Below are 22349 nucleotides of genomic sequence, written 5' to 3' on the forward strand. Positions count from 1 at the left end.
TTAATTAGAATGTTTAAATGGATTTTTCCATTCCATTAGAGTCCCATAATTGCATGATTGTTCGTCCTCTAAATAATTCGCTACTACTTTAACCGGGGTACGACCACATCGAAGTAAAAAACTAATAACTGGATCCTTCAGCTCCCCTTTTATTACAGCATCTATGTACTGCTCGGGTGACGAGTTATCCGCCTCTTTATGATATCCTGGCATCCTACCTCCACCAAGCAATCTTTCCAAACCAAGATGTACAACAACATCATACATAGAAAACATTAACCATTTGCCTAAACCTAATTTTCGATAGGACGGTCTGACGCCAATATCAACGACATAAAGTGTATTTCCGTTTGGGTTGTGGTTACGAATATAACCATGATCAGTAACCTCTTCCCATGAATGGTCAGGATGGCTAGGGTCAAACTGAACTAGTAGACCTGTCATAGAACCCGCCATTTGACCATTTACTTCTATACATAAAGCTCCCTCTGGAAAAAGAGTTACATGGTTCTTAAGTTGCTCCTCATTCCACCATAGTTCCGATGGGAATGGTGGTGGAAAGCTTTCTTGTTGAATGCGGATTAAATCAGTAAAATCATTCTCATTATAATTTCGGATTACCACTGGGACTGGTTTGTCTTGGTCGAAAACAAAAAATTCCTTTCGATACATGTGCTAAAACTCTCTTTTCTATTTAAGAATTAGTTTACCAATCTGGATAAAGGTCTGTACGTCGATCGCGCCATGTTGTAACGGATCCTTTTTCCCGAACTTTGTATAATAAATCTAAATTAAGATCAGCTGTAACAATCATATCCTGATTCATTTCACCTTCTACCATAATTCCTTTTGGAGGAAATGGGATATCATTAGGAGTGATTACAACTGCCTGACCGAAATTTGCACGCATAAAATCAACAGTTGGAAGTGAACCAATTGTACCAGTATTTACAACATATACTTGATTTTCAATTGCTCTTGCATGGCATGTATAACGAACTCGGTGGAACCCATGGCGATCGTCTGTGCATGATGGACAGAAAATGACATCTGCTCCTTTAGCTTTTGCCATTCGAACGATTTCTGGGAATTCAATGTCATAGCAAGTCAACATTGCAATTGTTCCTTTCTCTGTCTCAAAAACCTCTAAACCGTCACCTGCACTCATATTCCACTCATTTACCTCTGTTGGTGTAATATGTAGCTTTGCCTGCTCACCAATTCGGCCATCTGGATAGAACAAATGTGCAACATTATATAGTCGATCGCCTTTTTTAATAACATGCGTTCCTCCAATAATGTGCATATTGTATTGTTTTGCCAACTTTAAAAATAAAGAACGATATTGCTCAGTAAAGTTTGGTAAATCTTGAATCGTTAAAGCCTCACCTTTTTCATTACCAATTGACATAAGCTGTGTTGTAAAAAATTCAGGAAAAATGATAAATTCAGCTTCAAATTCTTCTGCTGTCTTAATATAATGCTCTACTTGTTTTTCAAACTCTTCAAAGGAGTTTATTGTGTGAAGATGATATTGAACCGCTGAAACTCTTAATTGCATATAATCCCCCCTCTTCCCATTAACTCTTTTTCTCTTACCAATATTATTGAATAAATAGAAGGAACGGGCAAGTATGTACTCTTTTTTACGTCTAGCAAAATTTTACTTTGCACTATTTACTTAATATATCTACACTATTATCTTTACCTAGGGTGATAACCAGATCAGTCATCCCAACAAATAATCCATTTTCTACCACACCTGGAATTAAATTGAGCTCTCTTTCTATGATTTGAGTTTGAATATGATTAGGTATACTGCAGTCAAAAATATAGTTTCCATTATCCGTAATAAACGGAGTCGCTCCATTTAAACGAAGTTCAGGACTTAAACCGATTGCTTTAATATGTTTCATTGTCATTTCCATGCCAAATGGAATAACTTCTACTGGAAGTCGGAACTTCCCTAATCTCTTTACCATCTTAGTTGGATCAGCAACTACTATAAATGTTTTAGCTGCCTTCGCAATGATTTTCTCTCTTAATAGAGCGCCTCCCCCACCTTTAATAAGCTCAAAGTTTAGATTAATTTCATCGGCACCATCAATTGCTAGATCAATCTGTTCAATTTTACTAAAGTTTACGAGTTGGATACCCTCCTCATTAGCAAGCTTTTCCGTTTGTATGGAGGTTGGAATACCCTTTATATTCAGTCCTTCCTGAACTAATTGCCCAAGCTTTTTTATCGTATATAAAACTGTAGATCCCGTACCTAATCCAACTACCATTCCATCTTTTACAAATTCTGCTGCCTTTTCTCCTACAATTTGCTTATCATTCTCAAACATATTTACACCTTCTATTTTATTGTTCTATTTCTTAACTAGTATGAGTAATAAATCCAAATTTCATTTTTCGATAGGATGTTCAATTTAAAAATAGTTTGAATAAAGAATTTTAACTGAGAAAAACTAAATGAAAAAATACTAAGTAAGGTGATGACTAGATGGATGTCCCTAATTTTGTACTTAAGTTTTGCATCATTATAATGATTTTACCTGTGACGATCTTGTGTTGTTATTTCGGTTACTTAGATAAAAACTACCAAATTGTTATTTTCGGTTTTGCACTGCTATTATTTTCAATACTCGGTAATTACTTTGTCTTTACAAGAGGCAATAAAAGTAGTAAATCGGAGCAATAAGAACCATTTGTTAGTAACCTTAGTTATAGAAAAACCGATCAATTTGGAAATTCAATCGATCGGTTTTTCACTACTTTTTTTGAATTTCCCACTTTAAAACCAACTAATAAAAGGCGGAATACTTTGGGGAAATTTAAATAGATTGAATGGATCATATTCTCGTTTCACAACTCTAAGACGATTTAAATTCCCACCATAATATGCGGTTGGCCAATCTCTAATAAACCAATCAGGCCAATTTACGTAGTCACCAGTAGTGTATCTTGATAAAGAATTCCTTAACTCTTCGACCCATTGATTGTTTTTTCGTTCTTCTTCAGGTTTACTCCAATTAGCAAGATACTCTTGTGCGATAATAGCATCCCTGTAATAGTAGGCAGTTTCATCTGGGCTAATCCGCTTTACTGCTCCTCCAAGGGATTGGTGCCAAATACTTGATTTTCCATTTGGTGTATTTTCTAGAAAACTTTTCATAATTAAGATTGCTCTCTTTGGAAAAGTTTTATTTAGAAATGATCCTGATCTCTTTTTAAGAGCTGGAATATTACCACTGGGATCATCAAAAAAATGAACAGCTTCTATATAAGGCACTTCCTTTACCATTACTTTTATAGGTGAACCAGTTTCTGTTAATGGCCGTAACAGTTCGTTCAGCTTTGCTACTGGGCCTACAAATTCCCCTTGAGCAATAATTTGATTGACTTCCCTAGATTTTAGTTCAATTTCTGAAGTTAGCTTAAAATCCGTGTTAATTGCCCAATTTTGCCAAGCATCAAAAGCGGCTTCAAAGTCTTCCCACTCCCAAATAATCGAGAAGATCGAAACAGTTGAAATTGGGTGTACTTTAAATTTTAGCGACGTGACAATGCCAAAATTTCCGCCTCCACCGCCACAGCAAGCCCAAAAAAGATCACTATTCTTGTTCTTATTTGCTTTAATCAGTTTAGCTTTCCCATGCCCATTTGATACAACTATTTCTACTTCAAGCAGATTATCACATGTAAGACCATACAAGCGCGACAGCATCCCGATACCTCCGCCAAGTGTAAGACCGACCAGGCCAACACTACTTTCAGTACCTGCTGGGATTGTCGTACCATTTTCCCATAGTATATTATATACTTTCCCTAAATCAGCCCCGGCTTGTATTTTTGCAGTCATGCTTTTGCAATCTACACTAACTGTATTCATCTCACTAACATCGATCACAAGACCACCATCTACGAGTGAAAAATTTTCATAGTTATGCCTGCCACTTCTTACTCTAAATGGCATATTATTTTCCTTCACCCAATTCAAAGCATTTAATACATCTCGTTTGTTTTGACAAAATACAATTATTTTAGGGAATTTTGGATTATTTAAAGTATTATTTGTTCTAGCCTGTTCATAAGCCACATCATTTGGTGTAACAATCCGTCCAGTAAGTTTTGTTCTTTCCAAAAAATATCCCCCCTTCAAACATACTGTAAAGAGAATGCTATATTATATGAAAATACTCCTGGAAAAGAAAATCCGCTTATTTTCTCTTTTTTACAATCATACGCAATCCATCTTTCGGACGAAGTGTGATCAGTGGTTCCGTCTCCACTTTATGATGATTAGGAGCTAGTTCAATCGTATAATGCTGAACGATCGTTGCTAATACTAAAGTAGCTTCCATAATTGCAAAATGATTTCCGATACAAACACGTGGCCCACCACCAAAAGGAAAATACGCATATTCAGGAACACCTTCAACCTTTCCATTCTTAAACCGCTCTGGAAGAAATTCTTCTGCATGTGAGAAATACTTTTCAGAACGCTGCATGATATAAGAACTCATCATGACTGTCTCACCTTTTTGAATTTTGTAATCGCCAATGCTAACATCTTCTATTGCTTTTCTACTAATAAGCCATGCAGGAGGATATAGACGTATACTTTCCCAAATAGTTTGCTGAGTATAGATTAAATCTTTCATAGAATGATAATCTGCTCGTCTTTTGCCTAGAACACGATCTACTTCTTCATATAATAATTTAGCTTTGTCGGGATGCTTAGATAAAAGATATAAGCACCAAGATAATGCATTCGCTGTCGTTTCATGACCTGCCAGGAAAATCGTCATTGCTTCATCCCTTAATTGTTGATTCGTCATACCTTCATTAGACTCTTCATCCCTTGCTTGCATTAATAGTCCTAGTAAATCTTCTTTTGTTTCTGAGCTATTTCTTTTTTCAATCATTTCATATAACACCTTATCAATTGCCTTAATAGCCTCTGTTAAAGATTTATTTTTTGGTGTATTCAGTTTGAGTGGAGCTTTTAAAACAGATCGAATTCGCTTAGTTGCAATATCCATAATAATGTCAAAGTGCTTCCCAACACGATCATGTCCTTGATTCAGATCCATACTAAACATTGTTTTTGCAATAATAGCTAATGTCAGCTCCATCATATCTCTACTAATGAGACGCTCTTCCCCATCCTTCCAAGAACTAAAAAAATCTTCCGTGAGCAATGTCATATCCTTTGCATAGGATTGGATATGCTGCTTCGTAAATGATGGCTGAATCAAACGCCGCTGTCTCATATGTACTTCATCTTCACTCGTTAACAATCCCTCACCGAGCAAGGTTTTCATCTCTTGAAATGGCTTTGACTTATGGAAAGAATGCTGCTTAGTTACTAATACCTCTTTTATTAAATCCGGCTCTAATAGCAAGTTCATTTTACGATGAGCAAATCGAAATGAGACAATCGTTTCATGATTTCTATAAAGTTCACTTAAAAAAAATATTGGATCTTTCCGAAACTCATTCAAATGCCCTAATGGTGAATAAGAAGCCAGTCCTTTTACTTCAAGCATAAAATTCACTCCATTTCAGGAAATTTTTATCTTAGGATACTCTTATTATATTAAGAAGAAGAGAAGGCTAATGCTTTTTATATTTTGATATACATGTACTTAAATTTAACAGACTTGTATATTAGGAGTTATTTTTAGAACGAAGAAGCATTATCGTTAATTTCTCTATTACATTCGCAGTCTGTTTCACCCAGATCAACTCGGATGAAACTCTATATGTGTTTGCTTATACATTTTCATCATTTAACAATTGGACTGTTTTCTCAGCATTTGGCTTGAATTTTTCTTTTTTTTCAGTAGCAAGCTGCATATATTCCTGTATACTTCCATTGTAAGATTTCACTAAACTTTCACTGCCACTCAGATCAATAAAAAAAAAACCGAATTTACATTCGATTTTTTTGTAAACAATAATGCGTGATTTAGTTTAGTTTTCCTTTTTAAAAGGTTCATCAAGAAAATGATTTATAGCCTTTATGCGTATTGTGAATGTTTGACCTCATTTTTTTATATTGCATTCTTCTACATGATATAGACTCATGCTTTTAGTTAGAGGTCCGATCTTTTTTAAAACAAATGAATGTTTTCCTTCCTACATGTTTCTCGCATTTCATCAGGCCATACAGAAGATTGAACTTCACCAATATGCGCTTTACGTAAGAAGAACATGCACATTCTTGATTGCCCAATACCACCACCAATTGTTAATGGAAGCACTTCTTCCAAAATACCTTTATGGAAATCATACTCACGTTTGAAATCTTCACCTGTCTTCGTTAACTGCTCATCAAGTGATTTGCTATCAACTCGGATACCCATTGATGATAATTCAAATGAGGATTGCAATACTGGATGCCAGAATAAGATATCTCCGTTTAATTTCCAATCGTCATAGTCAGCTGCACGTCCATCATGTTTTTCACCAGAACGAAGTAAATCGCCAATTCCAATAATAAAAACTGCACCGTGCTCTTTTGCAATCGCATGCTCACGATCTTTCGGTGTTAATTCTGGGTATTTATCTTCTAATTCTTGGGCTGTGATAAATACAATATTTTCTGGTAAATACTTCCCAAGGTACGGATATTTTTCAAATAAATAATTTTCCAAATCTTTGAAGATTCCATAAATTGTTTGTACGGTTTCTTGTAAATAATCTATTTTACGCCATTCTTTTTGAATAATTTTTTCCCAATCCCATTGGTCAACATATATTGAATGAGTTGCATCAAGTTCCTCATCACGGCGAATTGCGTTCATGTTTGTATATAAACCTTCACCAGCTTCATAACCATATTCATGCAGTGCAAATCGTTTCCATTTCGCTAGTGAGTGAACAATTTCTAACTCTTCTCCTGAATGTAGCATATCAAATTCAATTGGGCGTTCTACACCGTTTAAGTGATCGTTTAAACCCGATTTTTTTGTTACGAATAATGGTGCAGATACGCGGAACAATCCAAGACGTTTTGCTAATTGATCCTCAAAAAATGTTTTAACTTCCTTAATTGCGATTTGTGTCCCTCTTACTGTCATTAATGATTGATACATGCCTATTTCCTCCTAAAATGTTTGGATGTAGTAAAAGAAGCCAACAAAAAAAGCCCTTCTTTCCCAAAAAACTGGGACGAAAGACTTTGGTTCCGCGGTACCACCCAAATTAGCAACAGAGGTTGCTCACTTATTCAGTACGGAGATTAGAGAGATCTCGATACTGTTCTTCTTTAACGGCGAAGTTCACGGCTAAGTCTACTTTCCTTAAAAAGGATTTCGGTTAGCGACTCCAGGAGGTTCTTCATAACAGGCTTCGTATCAGGCTCACACCACCCCTGACTCGCTTTGTCTACGTCCTACTACTACTCGTCCTTTCACAGTCGTTTTGTTGTCACATCTCTGAAACATTTTATTAATGATTATTTTATAGATAAAAATGAGAAAGTCAACACTTTTTTCAATTTTTATTTTATTCTAAACAAATAAACAAGATAATGAAATGTACTTAAACTGTTCTCTTTTGTGTTTTTTCAGTCAGTAATGGTAAGTTTCATTCATTGTTGCGAACTCTTGTTTCATTGGTGGCTAAAGATTAACTACCGCACTGCATAAGGTCAATTTGAATGGTTATAATTTTATTCTAATTCCCCAATAAACCAAAGCTCTCCCTCATAAGTAACTGCAATTTCATCGGTATCTTCTACATAATCAGAGATAATACTACTCTTTTTTCATCCCAACAGACTCCTTCACCTCTTTTTCTGGAAGGTAAGATATGGTAAGAATTTAAAAATAATAAAAAACTAATTATAATTGAACCAAGCATATAAAAATAAATCTGAAACAGAAAATCGGTTAATACTAACAGAAAACATGATTGTGATTAACAGTAAAAAAAATCCAAATATTAGGTGAAAATACACCAATTGAATATTCGCCTTATATACTTTCATTTTCCCTTTTGTTTCCTCCAATTAAAAACAATCATTTTATGAAAAATAGAATTATTTGCCTAACAAAGCGAGATAGACATCATTAAAAACCCCAGTATAAACTTCAAACATTCTCACTCTATTTAATTTATACTAATGATAATATAAACCTATAAATTTTAATTAATACACTCAGTTTTATTGTATCTCAATTAAATCTCTAATTTTTATTTCACATTAGAATTTGTTACCTTATTCCACTTAGCTCATATTGTTCAAAAAGAAAAGACCGACAATTCGTCGATCATGTTATTCAACTAAATCATGATTATATGTAGTATCTTTTTTACCCATATACAACGTAAATAAAGATATAAAAACAGCCTATTTTCTACCTTTATTTACTTATTATATTTAGTAATTAATTATAGTTTTCAACGTAAACAACGATAGGACTTTACTTGGAGAGGTGAGTATGATAGGCTCGTTTGCCTGATGAAACCATAGCATCAGCCTTTCAAGACAAATCGTACCCACAGAGGCTCCAAGTCAGGTCCTTAAACGCCTATTCTATGGATACATATAAACAATGATAAAGGGTGCTTTCTATCAATGTTTTTTTGTTGATACTATATATAAGCTTGCGTTAGTTGAAGTTCCCAAAGGCTAGTTTATAGCCTTTTTAAAATGTGTAATACCATTTTCACGGAATAAAAAATTGTATAATTTGTTAATAGTTTTCTTGTAATGTCAAAAAAGACCACTCATAAAATCAATGAGCGATCTTTAAAGGAATATGTATTAAAGTTTAAGCAGCATCTTTTATTTTTTTTGTTTTCTGTGCTAATAGTTTATCTTTAATGGTTGGAATAATCATACCATCTACCCCGTATCGCCCTGCATTCATTGCAGATACTAGGATGAACATGGAAAGTAATACCATTTGCGGATTTGTACTTGTCGTGCCGCTAAACATATAAGAAAAATTCATCATCATACCGAAAAAGACCGCTGTTTTTGTGAAGCACCCGATCAACAAACCAATCCCGACCAGTAATTCTCCATAAGGAACTAAAACATTGAATACTTCTATGTTAGGAATAATTAAGTTTTTCAACAATTCAACCCACCATCCTTGGACAGCAGGGTGCTCTCCAATGGCATTTGCAAGTGCACCCTGTAAAAAACCAGATGCATCAAATTTTCCGTTTGCTACTTTCCCCCAACCAGCCATAACCCACGTGTATCCAAGATATACACGTAACACGGCCAATAGTATAGAGACATTTTTATTTTGCCTTAAAATATCGATAAACATAACTCTCCTCCTAGGAATTAACATAATGATTTCTATTTCCAAAGAATATAATAAAGTAAATGATAATGATATTCAATATCATTAATATTAAATTTCTGTTACATAAATTTTTTTAAAAGTATTTATTTAATGTCACACATTTTACAGATAAAAAAGAAAGATAGAAAAGCAGATTCTACTTCTGCTTTTCTATCCTACTAGTTCTACAAATGACCTCATTTTTACAACATCAATATTCTTGTATGCTATGCTACTAATGCAATGCGTTAGTTGAATAACTTTTATTGGATTTTATTAATTTCAACAGCAGTACGAATTCCTGATTCAATAGCGCCTTGTATCCATCCAGGAGTAGATGATGCATGTGAACCTCCAAAATGAATTCTTCCTTCTGGTGTCCTAGTAAAGTTGCCAAGTTCTTTTTGTTGGTTTGGCTTATACATGACGAATGCTCCACCAGAAAACGGATAGCGGGTCCAGCTATGTGAATGTCCTACTAAAAATTCTTTAAAAACTACATCTCCAAAGATAACTGAAAGATTTTCCAATGCTTGTTCAATGCGATCATTATTTTTCATATGATCCCAAATTTGAGCATCGTCTTCCCAAGTATAACTTGCTAATAATACCCCTGATTCTGAGTCGGCATGACTAGGGAAGTATGAGAATTTAATTGGCAAATCAGTTGTTATTTTTCCACCAAAGAATCCTAGTTTCTCCCAAAATCTTGTTCTAAACTGTAGAGCAATTTTAGTTGAATCTGAATAATGTAACTCTCTAATAACTTTCCATTTAGTATACGAAATGGACTCATAGGGAAACACCTTTACAAAGTTAAATAATGTATAAGGGATAGTAGATATAACATAGTCACAAGTAAATTGATTCTGCCTATTAAGTACTTCATTTTCTGTATAGATTGTTACCTTTGATTCTTCCTGCCTAATTTTTTTTACAGCTTCATTCATTATAATAACTTCTTTCAGTTGAGGTAAAAATGCTCTAACTAAATGGTCAGTTCCTCCTGTAATTTCATAGAATTTTGTATTCGGTGTTAAGAGAACAAGAACTTCCCTCAATATAGCGGTAAAAGCAAGTTCAGGAAATCCTTCTATTCCTACAATAGTCTTTATCATATCAATTGCTCCAGTTGATAAAGAAGCCCCAACAGGGTTATTCCTTAAAAAATTTTCCATTGAATATTGGTCAAACATTTCAATAACGATATCCCAGTTTTTGACTGGATCCTGATTTATAAAATCAATTACTGGACCTATTGCAGATATTAGTAATTCTGTTGCAGTTTTTCCTTTTTCGTTTTGAGTAACAGGGTATCCCAATATATCTGGATTCGATTCATAAATTTTTTGATTTGTTAGTACATTATTAACGTAGATTAAATCATTTGGAGTGCTATTGATAAATTCATTTACTTTTAGATTAAATTTATTTATATATGCAAAAGTTAACTGATGTAGAGAAGGAATACGCATAGCACCAAAATCCATATACTCGTAATTAAGAAATGGTTCTCTTTTTGTATAAATTCGACCTCCTATTCTTCGATTTGCCTCAATGATCGTAACTTGATGACCTGCTTCTTTTAAAAGTGAAGCGGAAACTAAACCTGATATACCTGCACCAATAATTATTACATTTTTTGGTGAGATCGTTTTTGACAATCCGTTTTGAATTATGTTAATCATTTGTTCCATTGAAAGCATTTCATGAACCAGAAGAATCACCTCTACTTGTAAAAAAATAACATTCAATTTACATTATTCAATTACAAGGGGAATTAGTATTTATCTAATTATTTGGTTTAAACTATGCATAAAATATTCAATCGGATTTGGAGTTATCAACTACTTAAACATTCCAGACATTTTGAGTTTTGATTCCCTTGATTAACTAAACAGCCAAATAGCCAAATAGATAAAGAAAAAAGTAGGGAAACCTTTCTCAAGGCTTCCCCCTTATCAAACCGTACTTGCCCTATTAAGGCATACGGTTTACCCATATGTTATATTGATTACCAAGAAGTTGCGTTCCAGGCATAATGCATCCCCTCTTGACTCAATACGTATTCCACGCCTTTCCTTAATGTTCATCCAATCGGTTCTACCGCAGTAACTCGATTTTTAACATAACATCTTGTCAATGACATGGAGCCATAGGTCGTTCCCCTTCCGTTCATTAGATGTTATGGTCATCGAACTACTTCCGTACTATGAGAACGTCTGACTTCTCCACCCGTTCTTCATCACTTCGGATTACCCTTATAGATTAGAACCCTGCCTGTTCGGTAGGGTGGAGACCTCACGGGGTCATCGCATCTTCCTTCAAGACATACCCTGCACCATCACGTTATAAGCCACATTTTCTCGCTCTGAATTCTAAAGAAAATGCCGTTTTAGTGGGCTTCCTCACTTTTCGCAGAGTCGCCAACTTATCCCGCCGCCGTGCTTCACACTTCTTGCATTAGGGTCTATCTTTTCGTCTACGGGTCTCTCGATTTACCGCATCTCCTTCAGACACTACCTCGCGATAATGCCCTAGATTAGACTTCTCGAGCTAGGTCAGTCTCCTCGAGTATGGATTTTCGCCATCTGGAATTCATTATTTTATCCTTCATCCAGTCGTTACACCGAGGTGTCGTCTCTGTCCAGATAAGAAAATGAAGGGCGCCGACTAAGTCAGCACCCTATGCGACTGCCCGTCGCACAAAAAGCAGCCAATGGCTACTTTTTAACTTCAACTAACGCATGATTTAGTTGTATAACAAACGCGGACTAAGTTATTTTTTTGAATTTCACAACAGAAAACAAAATCAATATAACTATAACTAGATACCCAATTAAATAAATTAAGGGATATTCTTCAGAGATAGAATAAATGTGTTTAAAAATATTGTGTAAAACACCTAATATTGTGCCAATTATGACAAAAATCACTAAAGATTTCTCCGTAACTTTATATCGGCTTTTACAATAATTACAGGATACTGTCATTTTCTTTGTAAACAACGATTTTAAAACGGCTTTTTTCTTAATTTTATTATGGCATTCATCACATTTTATCCTTAACATAAATTAACAATTTCCCTTTCAAAAACATTTTTTATTAATTATATCAACTCAACAATTTTTATAGTTTGGGGGAATTTTACCTTTTTAGATATAATTTCAGATAATCCTTATTGAACTAATCTGCATTTTAGTTAAACAAAAAAAATCGACTATAAAGTCGATCATACAAATGCACCACGTTATTTCCATAAGCTTTTATTACGCTTTTTTAATTTTTAATCCAAGTTAGCATACGTAAGATAAGAAAAGGTTCAAACCAAGTAATTAATAAAAATATGATAAAAAACGATGATACTGCAAAAAATTTAGTGTTCCCTCTTTCTCTTTTGGTAATTGCTATAAAGCTACAGATTGCCCCAATTAATAACAATAAAAAACCAATTAGTGCAATAAGCTCGTTGAAGCCTGGAATTACATAAATTATGCCAAACAAAATCACTCCAATGATTAATAATATTAGTGAAATTATACTGAAATTTTTCATAGTTTCACCTCTTTTAATAATTATTATTTTTTATGATAGCTACTAATATATTAACATATATTTCCATTTTTTTGTTTTCTTTGTTCAACTATCTTGCTTTTTTAACAAAATAAAAAACAGAAACAAGCCACTATAATCGGCTGTTTCTGTTTTAATATATTATTTCCCTTTATTACGTGTCATTACGTCAAATACAACCGCAAGAACAAGTACTGCTCCTCGAATGATGTATTGGTATGAAATATCAATACCCATTAAGTTCATCCCACTTGTTAATGAAGCCATTACGAATGCACCAATAATTGTACCTGTTACTTTACCTACACCACCAGCAGCAGAAACACCACCTACATAAGCTGCAGCAATTGCATCTAACTCAAACATTGTACCTGCTTGGGGAGAAGCAGATGCAAGTCGAGCTGTAAACAATACGCCTGAAAGGGCTGCAAGCATACTCATTGAACCGAATACAATGTAAGTGATTTTCTTTACGCTAATTCCACTTAACTGTGCTGCTTCAGGGTTTCCACCAACTGCATAAATGTGACGCCCTAAAGGAGTTCTTGTTGTAATGAAGTGGTAGACTACTACTACAATAAACATGATCACAGCAGTCCAAGAAATTCCTTGATAGCCTGCAAGAATATAGGAAATGTAACCAATGATACCGGAAATAAACAATAATTTTATGATTTGCATTGGCATTGAAAGTACTTCAAAACCGTACTTTATGTTTACGCTTCTCTTTTTAAAGTCGCTCCATATAAGAAGAATAATACAGATGGCACCAATTAATAGTGTTGAGATGTGTAAACCGTTCAAATCTCCTAAACTAGGAATATAGCCATTTCCAATTGCCTTAAAGCTTTCGTTAGCAACAATAATCGTACCAGTTTTAACAAGAGACATTAGTAGTAATCCCTTGAATATTAACATTCCTGCTAGTGACACTACGAATGATGGAATTCCTAAATTAGCAACGAAGAATCCATTTATTAAACCAATAATAGCTCCAAATACTAGAACTGCAATAATAGAGATCCAAACTGGCATTCCATGTGTTAGAAATAGAGCAACCACTGCCCCTAGAAAACCAGCAACAAACCCAACTGAAAGGTCAATATGACGAATGACAATTACTAGTGTCATCCCTACAGCAAGAACAGCTACATAACCTGTCATATTGATTAAATCACTTAAATTACGAGATGACATAAATAGTCCATCTGTATTTAAAGTAAACACTAACATTATTACTGCAAGTGCAATATACATTCCATATTCACGGATGTTTTTCCTTAATAACATGCCTGCTTCTTGAAAAAAGTTCATTTTATTCAACCTCTCTTAAACGGTAGCTAGAGCCATAACGCTCTCTTGAGTTGCTTCTTCTCTTGATAATTCCCCGGTTATTTTACCTTCTGCCATAACATAAATTCGGTCACTCATACCAAGGACTTCTGGAAGTTCAGAGGAAATCATGATAATGCTCATGCCTTGTTCAACCAGTAGATTCATAAAACTATAGATTTCAAATTTTGCACCTACGTCTATTCCACGAGTAGGTTCATCGAGTATAAGTACGTTTGGATTTGTAAATAACCATTTACTCAATGATACTTTTTGCTGATTACCACCACTTAATTTTCCAACGATTGAAGTAATTGAAGGAGCTTTTATGTTTAACTTGTTTAAGTAATCATTTGCAACGACGATTTCTTCATGTTGATTAATCACGCTTGACTTAGATATTTCAAATAAGTTCGTAATCGAAATATTATTTTTAATATCTTGTTCAAGGATTAAACCATCACCTTTACGATCCTCTGTCACATAGGCTACTCCAGCTTTAATTGCATCTTTTGGATGTTTAAAACGCTTTTGCTCACCTTGCGCTAAGACGGAACCGTCAAGTTTGAAATTTGTAGGATTTCCAAAAATACTTTTCGCAAGTTCGGTTCGACCTGATCCCATCAATCCAGCAATACCGATAATTTCACCTTTTCGAACATTTAGATTGATATTATGAAGAATCTTTCGACCTAATTTTGGATCGTATACATTCCAGTTTTTTAATTCTAATGCAACTTCACCAAACTTTTGGTTTGGACGTTTCGGATAAATATCGTCAATTTCGCGACCAACCATGTGCTTTATTATTGTGTTTTCGGTGATTTCTTCTTTATTTAAAGAGCAAATTGTTTTCCCGTCGCGAAGTACAGTAACCGTATCTGCAACAGCAATTACTTCTTTAAGTTTATGCGAAATCATAATACAAGAAATTCCTTGATTTTTTAATTCTCCCATCAAGAAAAGTAGGTTTTCACTATCATCTTCATTTAAGGCAGCAGTGGGCTCATCGAGAATAAGTAATTTAACATCTTTACTAAGTGCTTTTGCTATTTCAACAAGTTGTTGCTTCCCTACACCTAACTCTTTAATTTGCACGTCAGGATTTACATCTAGTTTTACTTTTTTAAGCAATTCAATTGCTTTTACAATCGTTTCATTGAAATCAACGGTCATTCCCTTTTTAATTTCATGTCCGATAAAAATATTTTCGTATACAGACAGCTCTGGAAAAAGAGATAACTCTTGATAAATGATTCCGATACCCTTTTTTTCACTATCGCTTATTTTTGAAAACTTTTGAACTTCATCTTCAAAAACAATATCGCCTGTATATGTTCCAAATGGATAAATACCACTTAAAACTTTCATTAAGGTTGATTTTCCAGCACCATTTTCACCAACTAAGCAATGTATTTCCCCTTTTCTAACCTTGAAGTTAACATCACTTAATGCTTTAACACCTGGAAACTCTTTTGAGATATTTCTCATCTCTAAAATAAATTCACTCATATGATCAGTCTCCCGAATTTGCCATCTACTTGAGTCATTGATTAAATTGAATAATTAACAAAATAGTGACGGTTAGACCATCACTATTTTGCAAGGTTTTCCTTCTATTAATTACTTCAATCCAGTGAAGTCTGAAGCACTATAGTATCCAGAATCAACTAAGTCTTTCTTCACTGTGCTTTGATCAACAACAATAATATCTGTTTGTTTTGTTTTGATATCAGCTTTACCGTTGTTTGTTACGCCTGAAGCATCAGGTGTTTCATTTTTTAAGATTGAAGTTGCAGTAGCGATTGCATCTTTAACTAAAGTACGAACATCTTTGAAAACAGTCATAGATTGTTTGCCATCGATAATGTATTGTACAGAAGCTTTTTCAGCATCTTGACCAGAAATTACATATGAAGATATGTCTTTATCTGATTTAAATGTATCTGCGATTGAACGAGCAGTTCCATCGTTTGGAGCAAGAACTAATACATCGCCTTTATCAGCTTTTGAAGCTTTTGTTAAGTTAGATGCAGTTAAGTTTTTAGCTACATTGAAGTCCCAGTTAGTTGTAACTTGACCGATAATTTTTGCTTGCTCATCACGAGTTAAATCAGCTTTAGCTTTTAAGCTATTTGCAGCTGCTGAATTCTCAACTTTGAATGTACCATCAGCAATTTTTGGTTGAAGAACTTTCCAAGCACCTTGGAAGAATAAGAATGCATTGTTATCAGATGCAGCACCTGCATATAGGTATAAAGGTTGACCTGATTTACCTGAAGCATGGTCTACAAGATATTGTGCTTGTGCAGCACCTACAGCAACGCTATCGAATGATACATAGTAATCAACTGCGTCAGTACCTGTAATTAAACGATCGTAAGAAATTACTTTAACACCAGCAGCTTTTGCAGCTTCAGCTGAAGCAGCAGCAGCAGCACCGTCTTGAGGACAAATAATTAAAACTTTGATGCCTTTTGCAATTAAAGAATCAACGTTTGCTTTTTCTTTAGCAGAGTCACCTTGTGAGAATAAAATTTCAACTGAATAATCTGTATCTTTTAAAGCATTTTTAAAGCGAGTTTCATCTTGAGTCCAACGTGGCTCATCTTTCGTAGGTAAAACGATACCAATATCAACTTTACCATTTTTACTTTTCTTACCAGCAGAAGTGCTATCACTTGATGTTGCTGAAGATCCACATCCAGCTGCAACAAGAGTCATTACTAAAAATACTGAAATTATTGCAAAAATCTTTGATAACTTTTTCAAAGTGTTTCCCCCTTTTTTTCTGGTTACGCTTACATAAATAAGGTTATCACGATTTTTATTGGAAACGCTTACCCATTTCCTTCACTCTTTTGTCTATTATCTGCACTAATTTACCTAAACTCAGAAAACGTTTACATTCAGAATATTAAAACTAGCATTATCTTAACTTCGGGACATATTAGTGCAGATAATTTCGTTTAAAACCAAAAAAAGAGTCAAACAGAAAACTCAATAAAAGTATGTACAAATTAAAAAGCAATTCGTAAATACGATCATTAAGTATGTCGTTAGACTCTTTTAACAATAAATATTCAAATACAGTAAATAATCGTTTATCAGTTCAAATTCAAGTATTCAAATTCTCCTCTTATTCTCTTTAAATATTCATTAATACCTTTTTTCGATATTCCTTAGGAGATTCATTCGTACATTTTTTAAATACTCGGCTAAAATAATTTGGATCATTATAGCCCACTTGGTAACAAATTTCTTTTAAATTCAATTCTCTTTTTTCCATTAATTGTTTTGCTTTATTGATTCTCAAATTCATTAAATAATCACTGAAAGTCTCACCTGTTTGCTTTTTAAATAGTTTGCTAAAGTAGACTGGATTCAATTTTAAATAATTAGCCACTTGCTCAAGTGAGAGATCCTCAATGAAGTGATGAGCGATATATTCCCTCGCCAGTATCATCAGATGATTCGTTTTGATTTCTTTTTCTCGATCGATCTTTGTAATTAAATTAATGATTTGTTGCTCCACAAACATCTTCAATTGACTGATTTCATTAATGTCTGGAATATGAAATTTCTCAACTTCAATCGATGAACTACGGAGAGATTGGAAAATTTGATTAAATAGTGAATTTAATTCCCTTCTAACTTGCTTAACATGATAATTAACAAATCTTTCATACAAATTATTAAATTGGTTCATAACTTCTTCCAAATCAGCTTTTCTAAAAGTATCAATTAAAACTTGTTTTTCCTCATCCGGTATACTTAAAGAAAGATTTACTGAATGCAGATTAACACGTGTTAACTCATCACATTCTAAACTTGCATGAAATGCCTCATTATAAGATTGTCGTAATCCTTCAATTCCTTGCTTTAAAGACCCAATACCAATCACTGTTTGATAACCAGTTTGATTTTCTATGTATTCAATGGTTTTTAAAGCATCTTGATAAAGTACAAGTGATTGAAGATCGGCTTCTCGATTTGGCTGTACTGGAGTAAATATCGCTAATTGGCCATCTACAACCGGGCTAATTAAACAATTCCTCGAAGATTTCATAAAATGCCTAACACATTCATAAATTCTCCTCTGCTCCTTGTCATTTTGACTAATTTCTTTAGGCAATTTAATGACGTTCGCATAACCTAACTCAATTTCAAAACCTAGAATACCAGACAATTGAGAAACGTTTAATTCTTGTACAGTATTAAACATTAACATTAACGTATATTCATTTTCAGTGAGAGGACGTATAATCGATAAATTTTCAATAGCCTCTAACTCTTGTAGTCTTTTCTTATGGTCCTCTTCAATTTCATCGATCATCTTTTGAAGTAAAGAGATGATATGATCCTTTTTAGCAGGCTTTAAAATATAATCTTTAACACCTAAGGAAATGGCTTCTTGTGCATACGTAAAATAGTCATAGGCAGTGACAATGAATATTTTTGTATCAGGTAGTTTTTGCTTTATAACCGATACAGCTTCAAGCCCTTGAATACCAGGCATTTTTATATCCATAAAGATAATATGAGGCTGGTATTCTATTGATTTTCCAATCGCAACTCGTCCATTTTCAGCCTGTTCAAATTGAAATAGATTAGGCATTGAACGGTTAATCATCAGTTCAAGTCCCTCGCGCTCTAATGGTTCATCATCAACAATTAATAAACGATACATGGGTACCTCCTTTAATTTTAAAATTTTGATGAGACAGGAAGCTTTAATATAATGGTTGTCCCTTTATTTATTTCACTTTTGATATCAACAATATCTTCTTCTTCAAAAAAGAGGCGCCAGCGTTTAAACACATTTGTTGTACCTAATCCAGTTGAGCTTTTTTGAGAGATGATCGGCATAGACGACGTTAAAAGAGCCTCTCTAGTCTCTTCTTTCATACCAGCACCATTATCATAAATTTCGATGTAAATATATTTTTCATGATTCTTGATTGTAATCCCTATTACTGCTCCTTGCTCCATCCCCTCGATACCGTGTATAAATGCGTTTTCAAGAAGTGGTTGCAATGTTAAACAAGGAACTTTATTTCCTAAACAAGACTCATCTATATTTAATTCAAAGCGTACACGATCTCTAAACCTCGCCTTTTGAATCGAAAAATATTCCTCGGCATTTCTAACTTCTTCCAAAAGAGTTACAGGCACGTCTAATTTTCGTAAATTATAACGTAGCAAATTCGAGGTCGATACAGTTAGATCGCTCGTTTGCTCAGCCCCTTCAATATAAGCTAACTTAGATATAACGTTTAACGTATTGAACAGGAAATGCGGGTTGATCTGACTTTGTAAAGCTTTTAACTCAAGCTCCTTTACAAGGCGATCCTTCTCTACTATTTCAATATTTTTTATCATTAAATTACTTAGGTTTTTAGACATTTCATTGAGAATCTTACCAAGAATACCGATTTCATTATTTCGATACAATGTAGGTGGGTCCACATTAAAATTACCTTTACCAATTTGTTTAGCCATATAAACTAATCGATTGATTGGAATGACGATACTTCTAGACAACCAAATGGCAAAAACAATACTAATGATCGTCGTTATAACGAACAACTGGACACCTAATTGATTCATTGACTGAGTATTTGCAATAATCTTTCGAAAAATAGGCTGATAATTACTAAGCTCTAAATCAACTAAGTTTTGACTATCCTCTCTAATAAACCCTGATATTTTCTCTATATCTCGGTATTGATCTGTATAACTTGAAAAATTTTGTGAGACTAAATTATCTGTAATCGATGATTCTAACTCTAGAAAAGAATCAATCATATGGGTAAAGTTTTCTAACACAAGCTGATTATTTTTAGTAGCATTATGTGTTAACAATTCCTTTTTTAATTTTTGTAAGTTGCTTTTATGCTGCAAAATTGATCGATAGTTTTTTGGCTGCGGATTAATAATATAACTACTAACTAAACTTAAGTTTTCCTGAGTTTCAGAAGAGATTTGTTTATATAAAAATATTTTATTAATCATTAAATTATAACTCTCTTGAACCTTCTTACCATTTTCAAATATAAAAAATGAAACTAGATTTAATAAAATAACTAAAATAGGAATAAAAATAAATAACTTTGTCCTAATTTTCAACGTTTCTCCTCCTGATCAACGTTTCTTTCGTCACCACCTCGGTTGGTGTAAAATTTTCTTTATTAATAACTTTTCCATGTAACCAGTCGATTAATAAACCTACAGATTGAAAGCCCATTTCATATGGCTTCTGAATAACCGTTGCTTTAATCGCATCATCTTGAACTGCTTGGAGTGTACCTTCAATGTTATCAAATCCAAAGATCTCAACTTGATTTAACTTTAAATTTTTTGATGCATTCAAAATGCCAATCGCGTCTAAAGCACTCGTACCAACCATAACTGAAATGTCTTTATTATTACGAAGCATACTTTCAGTTTGAAGCTTTGCTTGAATAATCGATATATTAGAGGACTCAATATCCTTTACTACTAATTTCGGATGCTTTTTAACAATACTTAAAAATCCGTTTAGTCTCGCCTGCTGACTTTCCGACTTTTCACTCCCTATAATAACGCCAATTTTCCCAACACCATTCGTTTCCTCTACAACAACTTTTCCTAACTGCCCTCCCGCCCTAAAATTATTTGTACCAACATAAGCAATGCGCTTACTTTTTGGCGCATCTGTATCAATTGTAATAACAGGAATATGTTGTGTAACCGCTTTATTAATTACGGGCGAAAAAGTATTCTCATCCAAACTTTGCACGATGATACCATCCACCTGAGAAGCAATTGCCTTTTCTAATAACTTAATTTGTTCTTCCGGACTTGTACGTAAAGGACCGATGTACTCAACATTCACTCCATATTTTTCTGCAGCAACATCTGCCCCTTCTTGTACTTTCCTCCAATAAGGATTATCAAACTCCTGCGAAATAAGGACAAAATGGAGTTTTTTCTTCGGTTCTACTTCTCGATCCTGTAATTTTTGAACTGAATTTTCAATATTTCTAGCATTTATTTCAAAATGAATAAGTACATAAACAAACAATAAAAAAAGTACGCTTAAAATAATCGACCATTTTTTCTCTTCCATAACGTCCCCCAGTCCTATATTAAAATAGTACATTTTGATTATACAGTTTACAAGACTATTAAACTTTACAATTTTTTCCCTTTTATTTAAATGAACGAATGGCTTCATAAACAGATCTTCACAAAATCGGTCTTTAAGCTACATTTAAATCGTTATATTGGAATTTTTTCAAAAAAAAATAATCCCCTTTCTATAATTGGGGATCTTCATCTTAAAACTAATTCAACTCTAATGCTCACGGCGATAATATAATAGTAGAAAGTGTATTAGGAAATGGTAGTACATTTATTGTTCGATTGCCGATTTGAATATGTATTTGATTTATCGAAAGCAATGAATTGAAATTTGCTGCTTCATGAGGATGTTAATTAGCTGAAAAGTGAAATATACTTCCTCATACCTGGTTCATGAGGAAGTTAAGTAGATAAAAATTGTAATTTGCTTCCTCATGACGGGTTCATGAGGAACTTAAATAGCTAAAAATCGTAATTTACTTCCTCATGACTGCTTCATGAGGAACTTAAATAACTTAAAATCGTAATTTACTTCCTCATGACTGCTTCATGAGGAACTTAAATAGCTAAAAATTATAATTTGCTTCCTCATGACGGGTTCATGAGGAACTTAAATAGCTTAAAATTGTAATTTGCTTCCTCATGACGGGTTCATGAGGAACTTAAATAGCTAAAAATTGTAATTTGCTTCCTCATGACGGGCTCATGAGGAAGTTAAATAGCTAAAAGTTGAATTGTACTTCCTCATAACTGCTTCATGAGGAAGTACAATAGCAAAATGTTGAAAAATACTTACTCATAACTCGTTCATGGTTATGTACTTTTGCAGAAAACTAATGACAAACTCATTTTCACCAATTTAAAGCCACCCTATAAGGTGGCTTCAGAGTGTTGAAATATAAAATCGTCAATAGGGGAAACGGAATTTAAGTGAACATTTTATAATGATAAAATTAGCATTTTTAGATCTTTAAATGTTAATATGTTTGAGCAATTTCATTA

At 33.7% G+C, this 22349-nt stretch carries 16 protein-coding genes and 1 other annotated feature; all 16 genes read right to left on the reverse strand.

Going from position 1 to position 22349, the window contains the following annotated elements:
- The 16 genes from ACFVRR_RS22115 to ACFVRR_RS22190 all read right to left on the reverse strand — a co-directional run bounded on the left by ACFVRR_RS22115 (position 1) and on the right by ACFVRR_RS22190 (position 21333).
- The gene (locus tag ACFVRR_RS22115) at positions 1 to 672 is read right to left on the reverse strand and encodes a GNAT family N-acetyltransferase (protein ID WP_387332686.1); all 672 of its coding nucleotides are present in this window, start codon (positions 670 to 672) and stop codon (positions 1 to 3) included.
- Between the two features lie 34 nt (positions 673 to 706).
- The gene (locus ACFVRR_RS22120; RefSeq protein WP_335484259.1) at positions 707 to 1561 is read right to left on the reverse strand and encodes a carbon-nitrogen hydrolase family protein; all 855 of its coding nucleotides are present in this window, start codon (positions 1559 to 1561) and stop codon (positions 707 to 709) included.
- A gap of 112 nt (positions 1562 to 1673) precedes the next feature.
- Positions 1674 to 2348 carry a ribose-5-phosphate isomerase RpiA gene (rpiA, locus tag ACFVRR_RS22125; protein ID WP_387332688.1) on the reverse strand — a complete coding sequence of 225 codons (675 nt, stop codon included), beginning with the start codon at positions 2346 to 2348 and terminating at the stop codon, positions 1674 to 1676.
- Positions 2349 to 2797: 449 nt separating this feature from the next.
- Positions 2798 to 4147: an FAD-binding oxidoreductase gene (locus ACFVRR_RS22130; protein ID WP_387332690.1), complete on the reverse strand. Its 1350-nt coding sequence runs from the start codon at positions 4145 to 4147 to the stop codon at positions 2798 to 2800.
- A gap of 76 nt (positions 4148 to 4223) precedes the next feature.
- Positions 4224 to 5555, reverse strand: a complete 1332-nt coding sequence (locus ACFVRR_RS22135) for a cytochrome P450 (RefSeq protein ID WP_387332692.1) — start codon at positions 5553 to 5555, stop codon at positions 4224 to 4226.
- Between the two features lie 567 nt (positions 5556 to 6122).
- On the reverse strand, positions 6123 to 7106 hold the full coding sequence (asnA, locus tag ACFVRR_RS22140) for an aspartate--ammonia ligase (protein ID WP_387332694.1): 984 nt from the start codon (positions 7104 to 7106) through the stop codon (positions 6123 to 6125).
- A 69-nt stretch (positions 7107 to 7175) separates the two neighbouring features.
- Positions 7176 to 7436 (reverse strand) — a binding site (T-box leader).
- A 1353-nt stretch (positions 7437 to 8789) separates the two neighbouring features.
- Positions 8790 to 9299 (reverse strand): DoxX family protein, encoded by a 510-nt coding sequence (locus tag ACFVRR_RS22145; RefSeq protein ID WP_387332696.1) that lies wholly within the window; start codon positions 9297 to 9299, stop codon positions 8790 to 8792.
- Positions 9300 to 9580: 281 nt separating this feature from the next.
- Positions 9581 to 11014 (reverse strand): flavin monoamine oxidase family protein, encoded by a 1434-nt coding sequence (locus ACFVRR_RS22150; RefSeq protein ID WP_387332717.1) that lies wholly within the window; start codon positions 11012 to 11014, stop codon positions 9581 to 9583.
- Positions 11015 to 12091: 1077 nt separating this feature from the next.
- On the reverse strand, positions 12092 to 12388 hold the full coding sequence (locus ACFVRR_RS22155; protein WP_387332698.1) for a TIGR04104 family putative zinc finger protein: 297 nt from the start codon (positions 12386 to 12388) through the stop codon (positions 12092 to 12094).
- A 208-nt stretch (positions 12389 to 12596) separates the two neighbouring features.
- Positions 12597 to 12872 carry a hypothetical protein gene (locus ACFVRR_RS22160; RefSeq protein WP_387332700.1) on the reverse strand — a complete coding sequence of 92 codons (276 nt, stop codon included), beginning with the start codon at positions 12870 to 12872 and terminating at the stop codon, positions 12597 to 12599.
- Positions 12873 to 13031: 159 nt separating this feature from the next.
- Positions 13032 to 14204, reverse strand: a complete 1173-nt coding sequence (locus ACFVRR_RS22165) for a sugar ABC transporter permease (RefSeq protein WP_097973430.1) — start codon at positions 14202 to 14204, stop codon at positions 13032 to 13034.
- 15 nt (positions 14205 to 14219) lie between these two features.
- On the reverse strand, positions 14220 to 15734 hold the full coding sequence (locus ACFVRR_RS22170; RefSeq protein WP_387332703.1) for an ATP-binding cassette domain-containing protein: 1515 nt from the start codon (positions 15732 to 15734) through the stop codon (positions 14220 to 14222).
- A gap of 111 nt (positions 15735 to 15845) precedes the next feature.
- The gene (locus ACFVRR_RS22175) at positions 15846 to 16994 is read right to left on the reverse strand and encodes a sugar ABC transporter substrate-binding protein (protein WP_387332705.1); all 1149 of its coding nucleotides are present in this window, start codon (positions 16992 to 16994) and stop codon (positions 15846 to 15848) included.
- Between the two features lie 376 nt (positions 16995 to 17370).
- Complete coding sequence (locus ACFVRR_RS22180) at positions 17371 to 18912, reverse strand: response regulator (protein WP_387332707.1); 1542 nt, start codon at positions 18910 to 18912, stop codon at positions 17371 to 17373.
- Positions 18913 to 18929: 17 nt separating this feature from the next.
- Complete coding sequence (locus ACFVRR_RS22185) at positions 18930 to 20351, reverse strand: sensor histidine kinase (protein WP_387332709.1); 1422 nt, start codon at positions 20349 to 20351, stop codon at positions 18930 to 18932.
- Entirely contained in the window at positions 20341 to 21333 is a 993-nt protein-coding gene (locus tag ACFVRR_RS22190) for a sugar-binding protein (RefSeq protein WP_387332711.1), read from the reverse strand. The genes ACFVRR_RS22185 and ACFVRR_RS22190 overlap by 11 nt, the downstream gene beginning before the upstream one ends.
- Positions 21334 to 22349: the final 1016 nt, after the last annotated feature.

Source organism: Gottfriedia sp. NPDC057948 (assembly GCF_042887255.1).
Lineage (GTDB): Bacteria > Bacillota > Bacilli > Bacillales > Bacillaceae_G > Gottfriedia.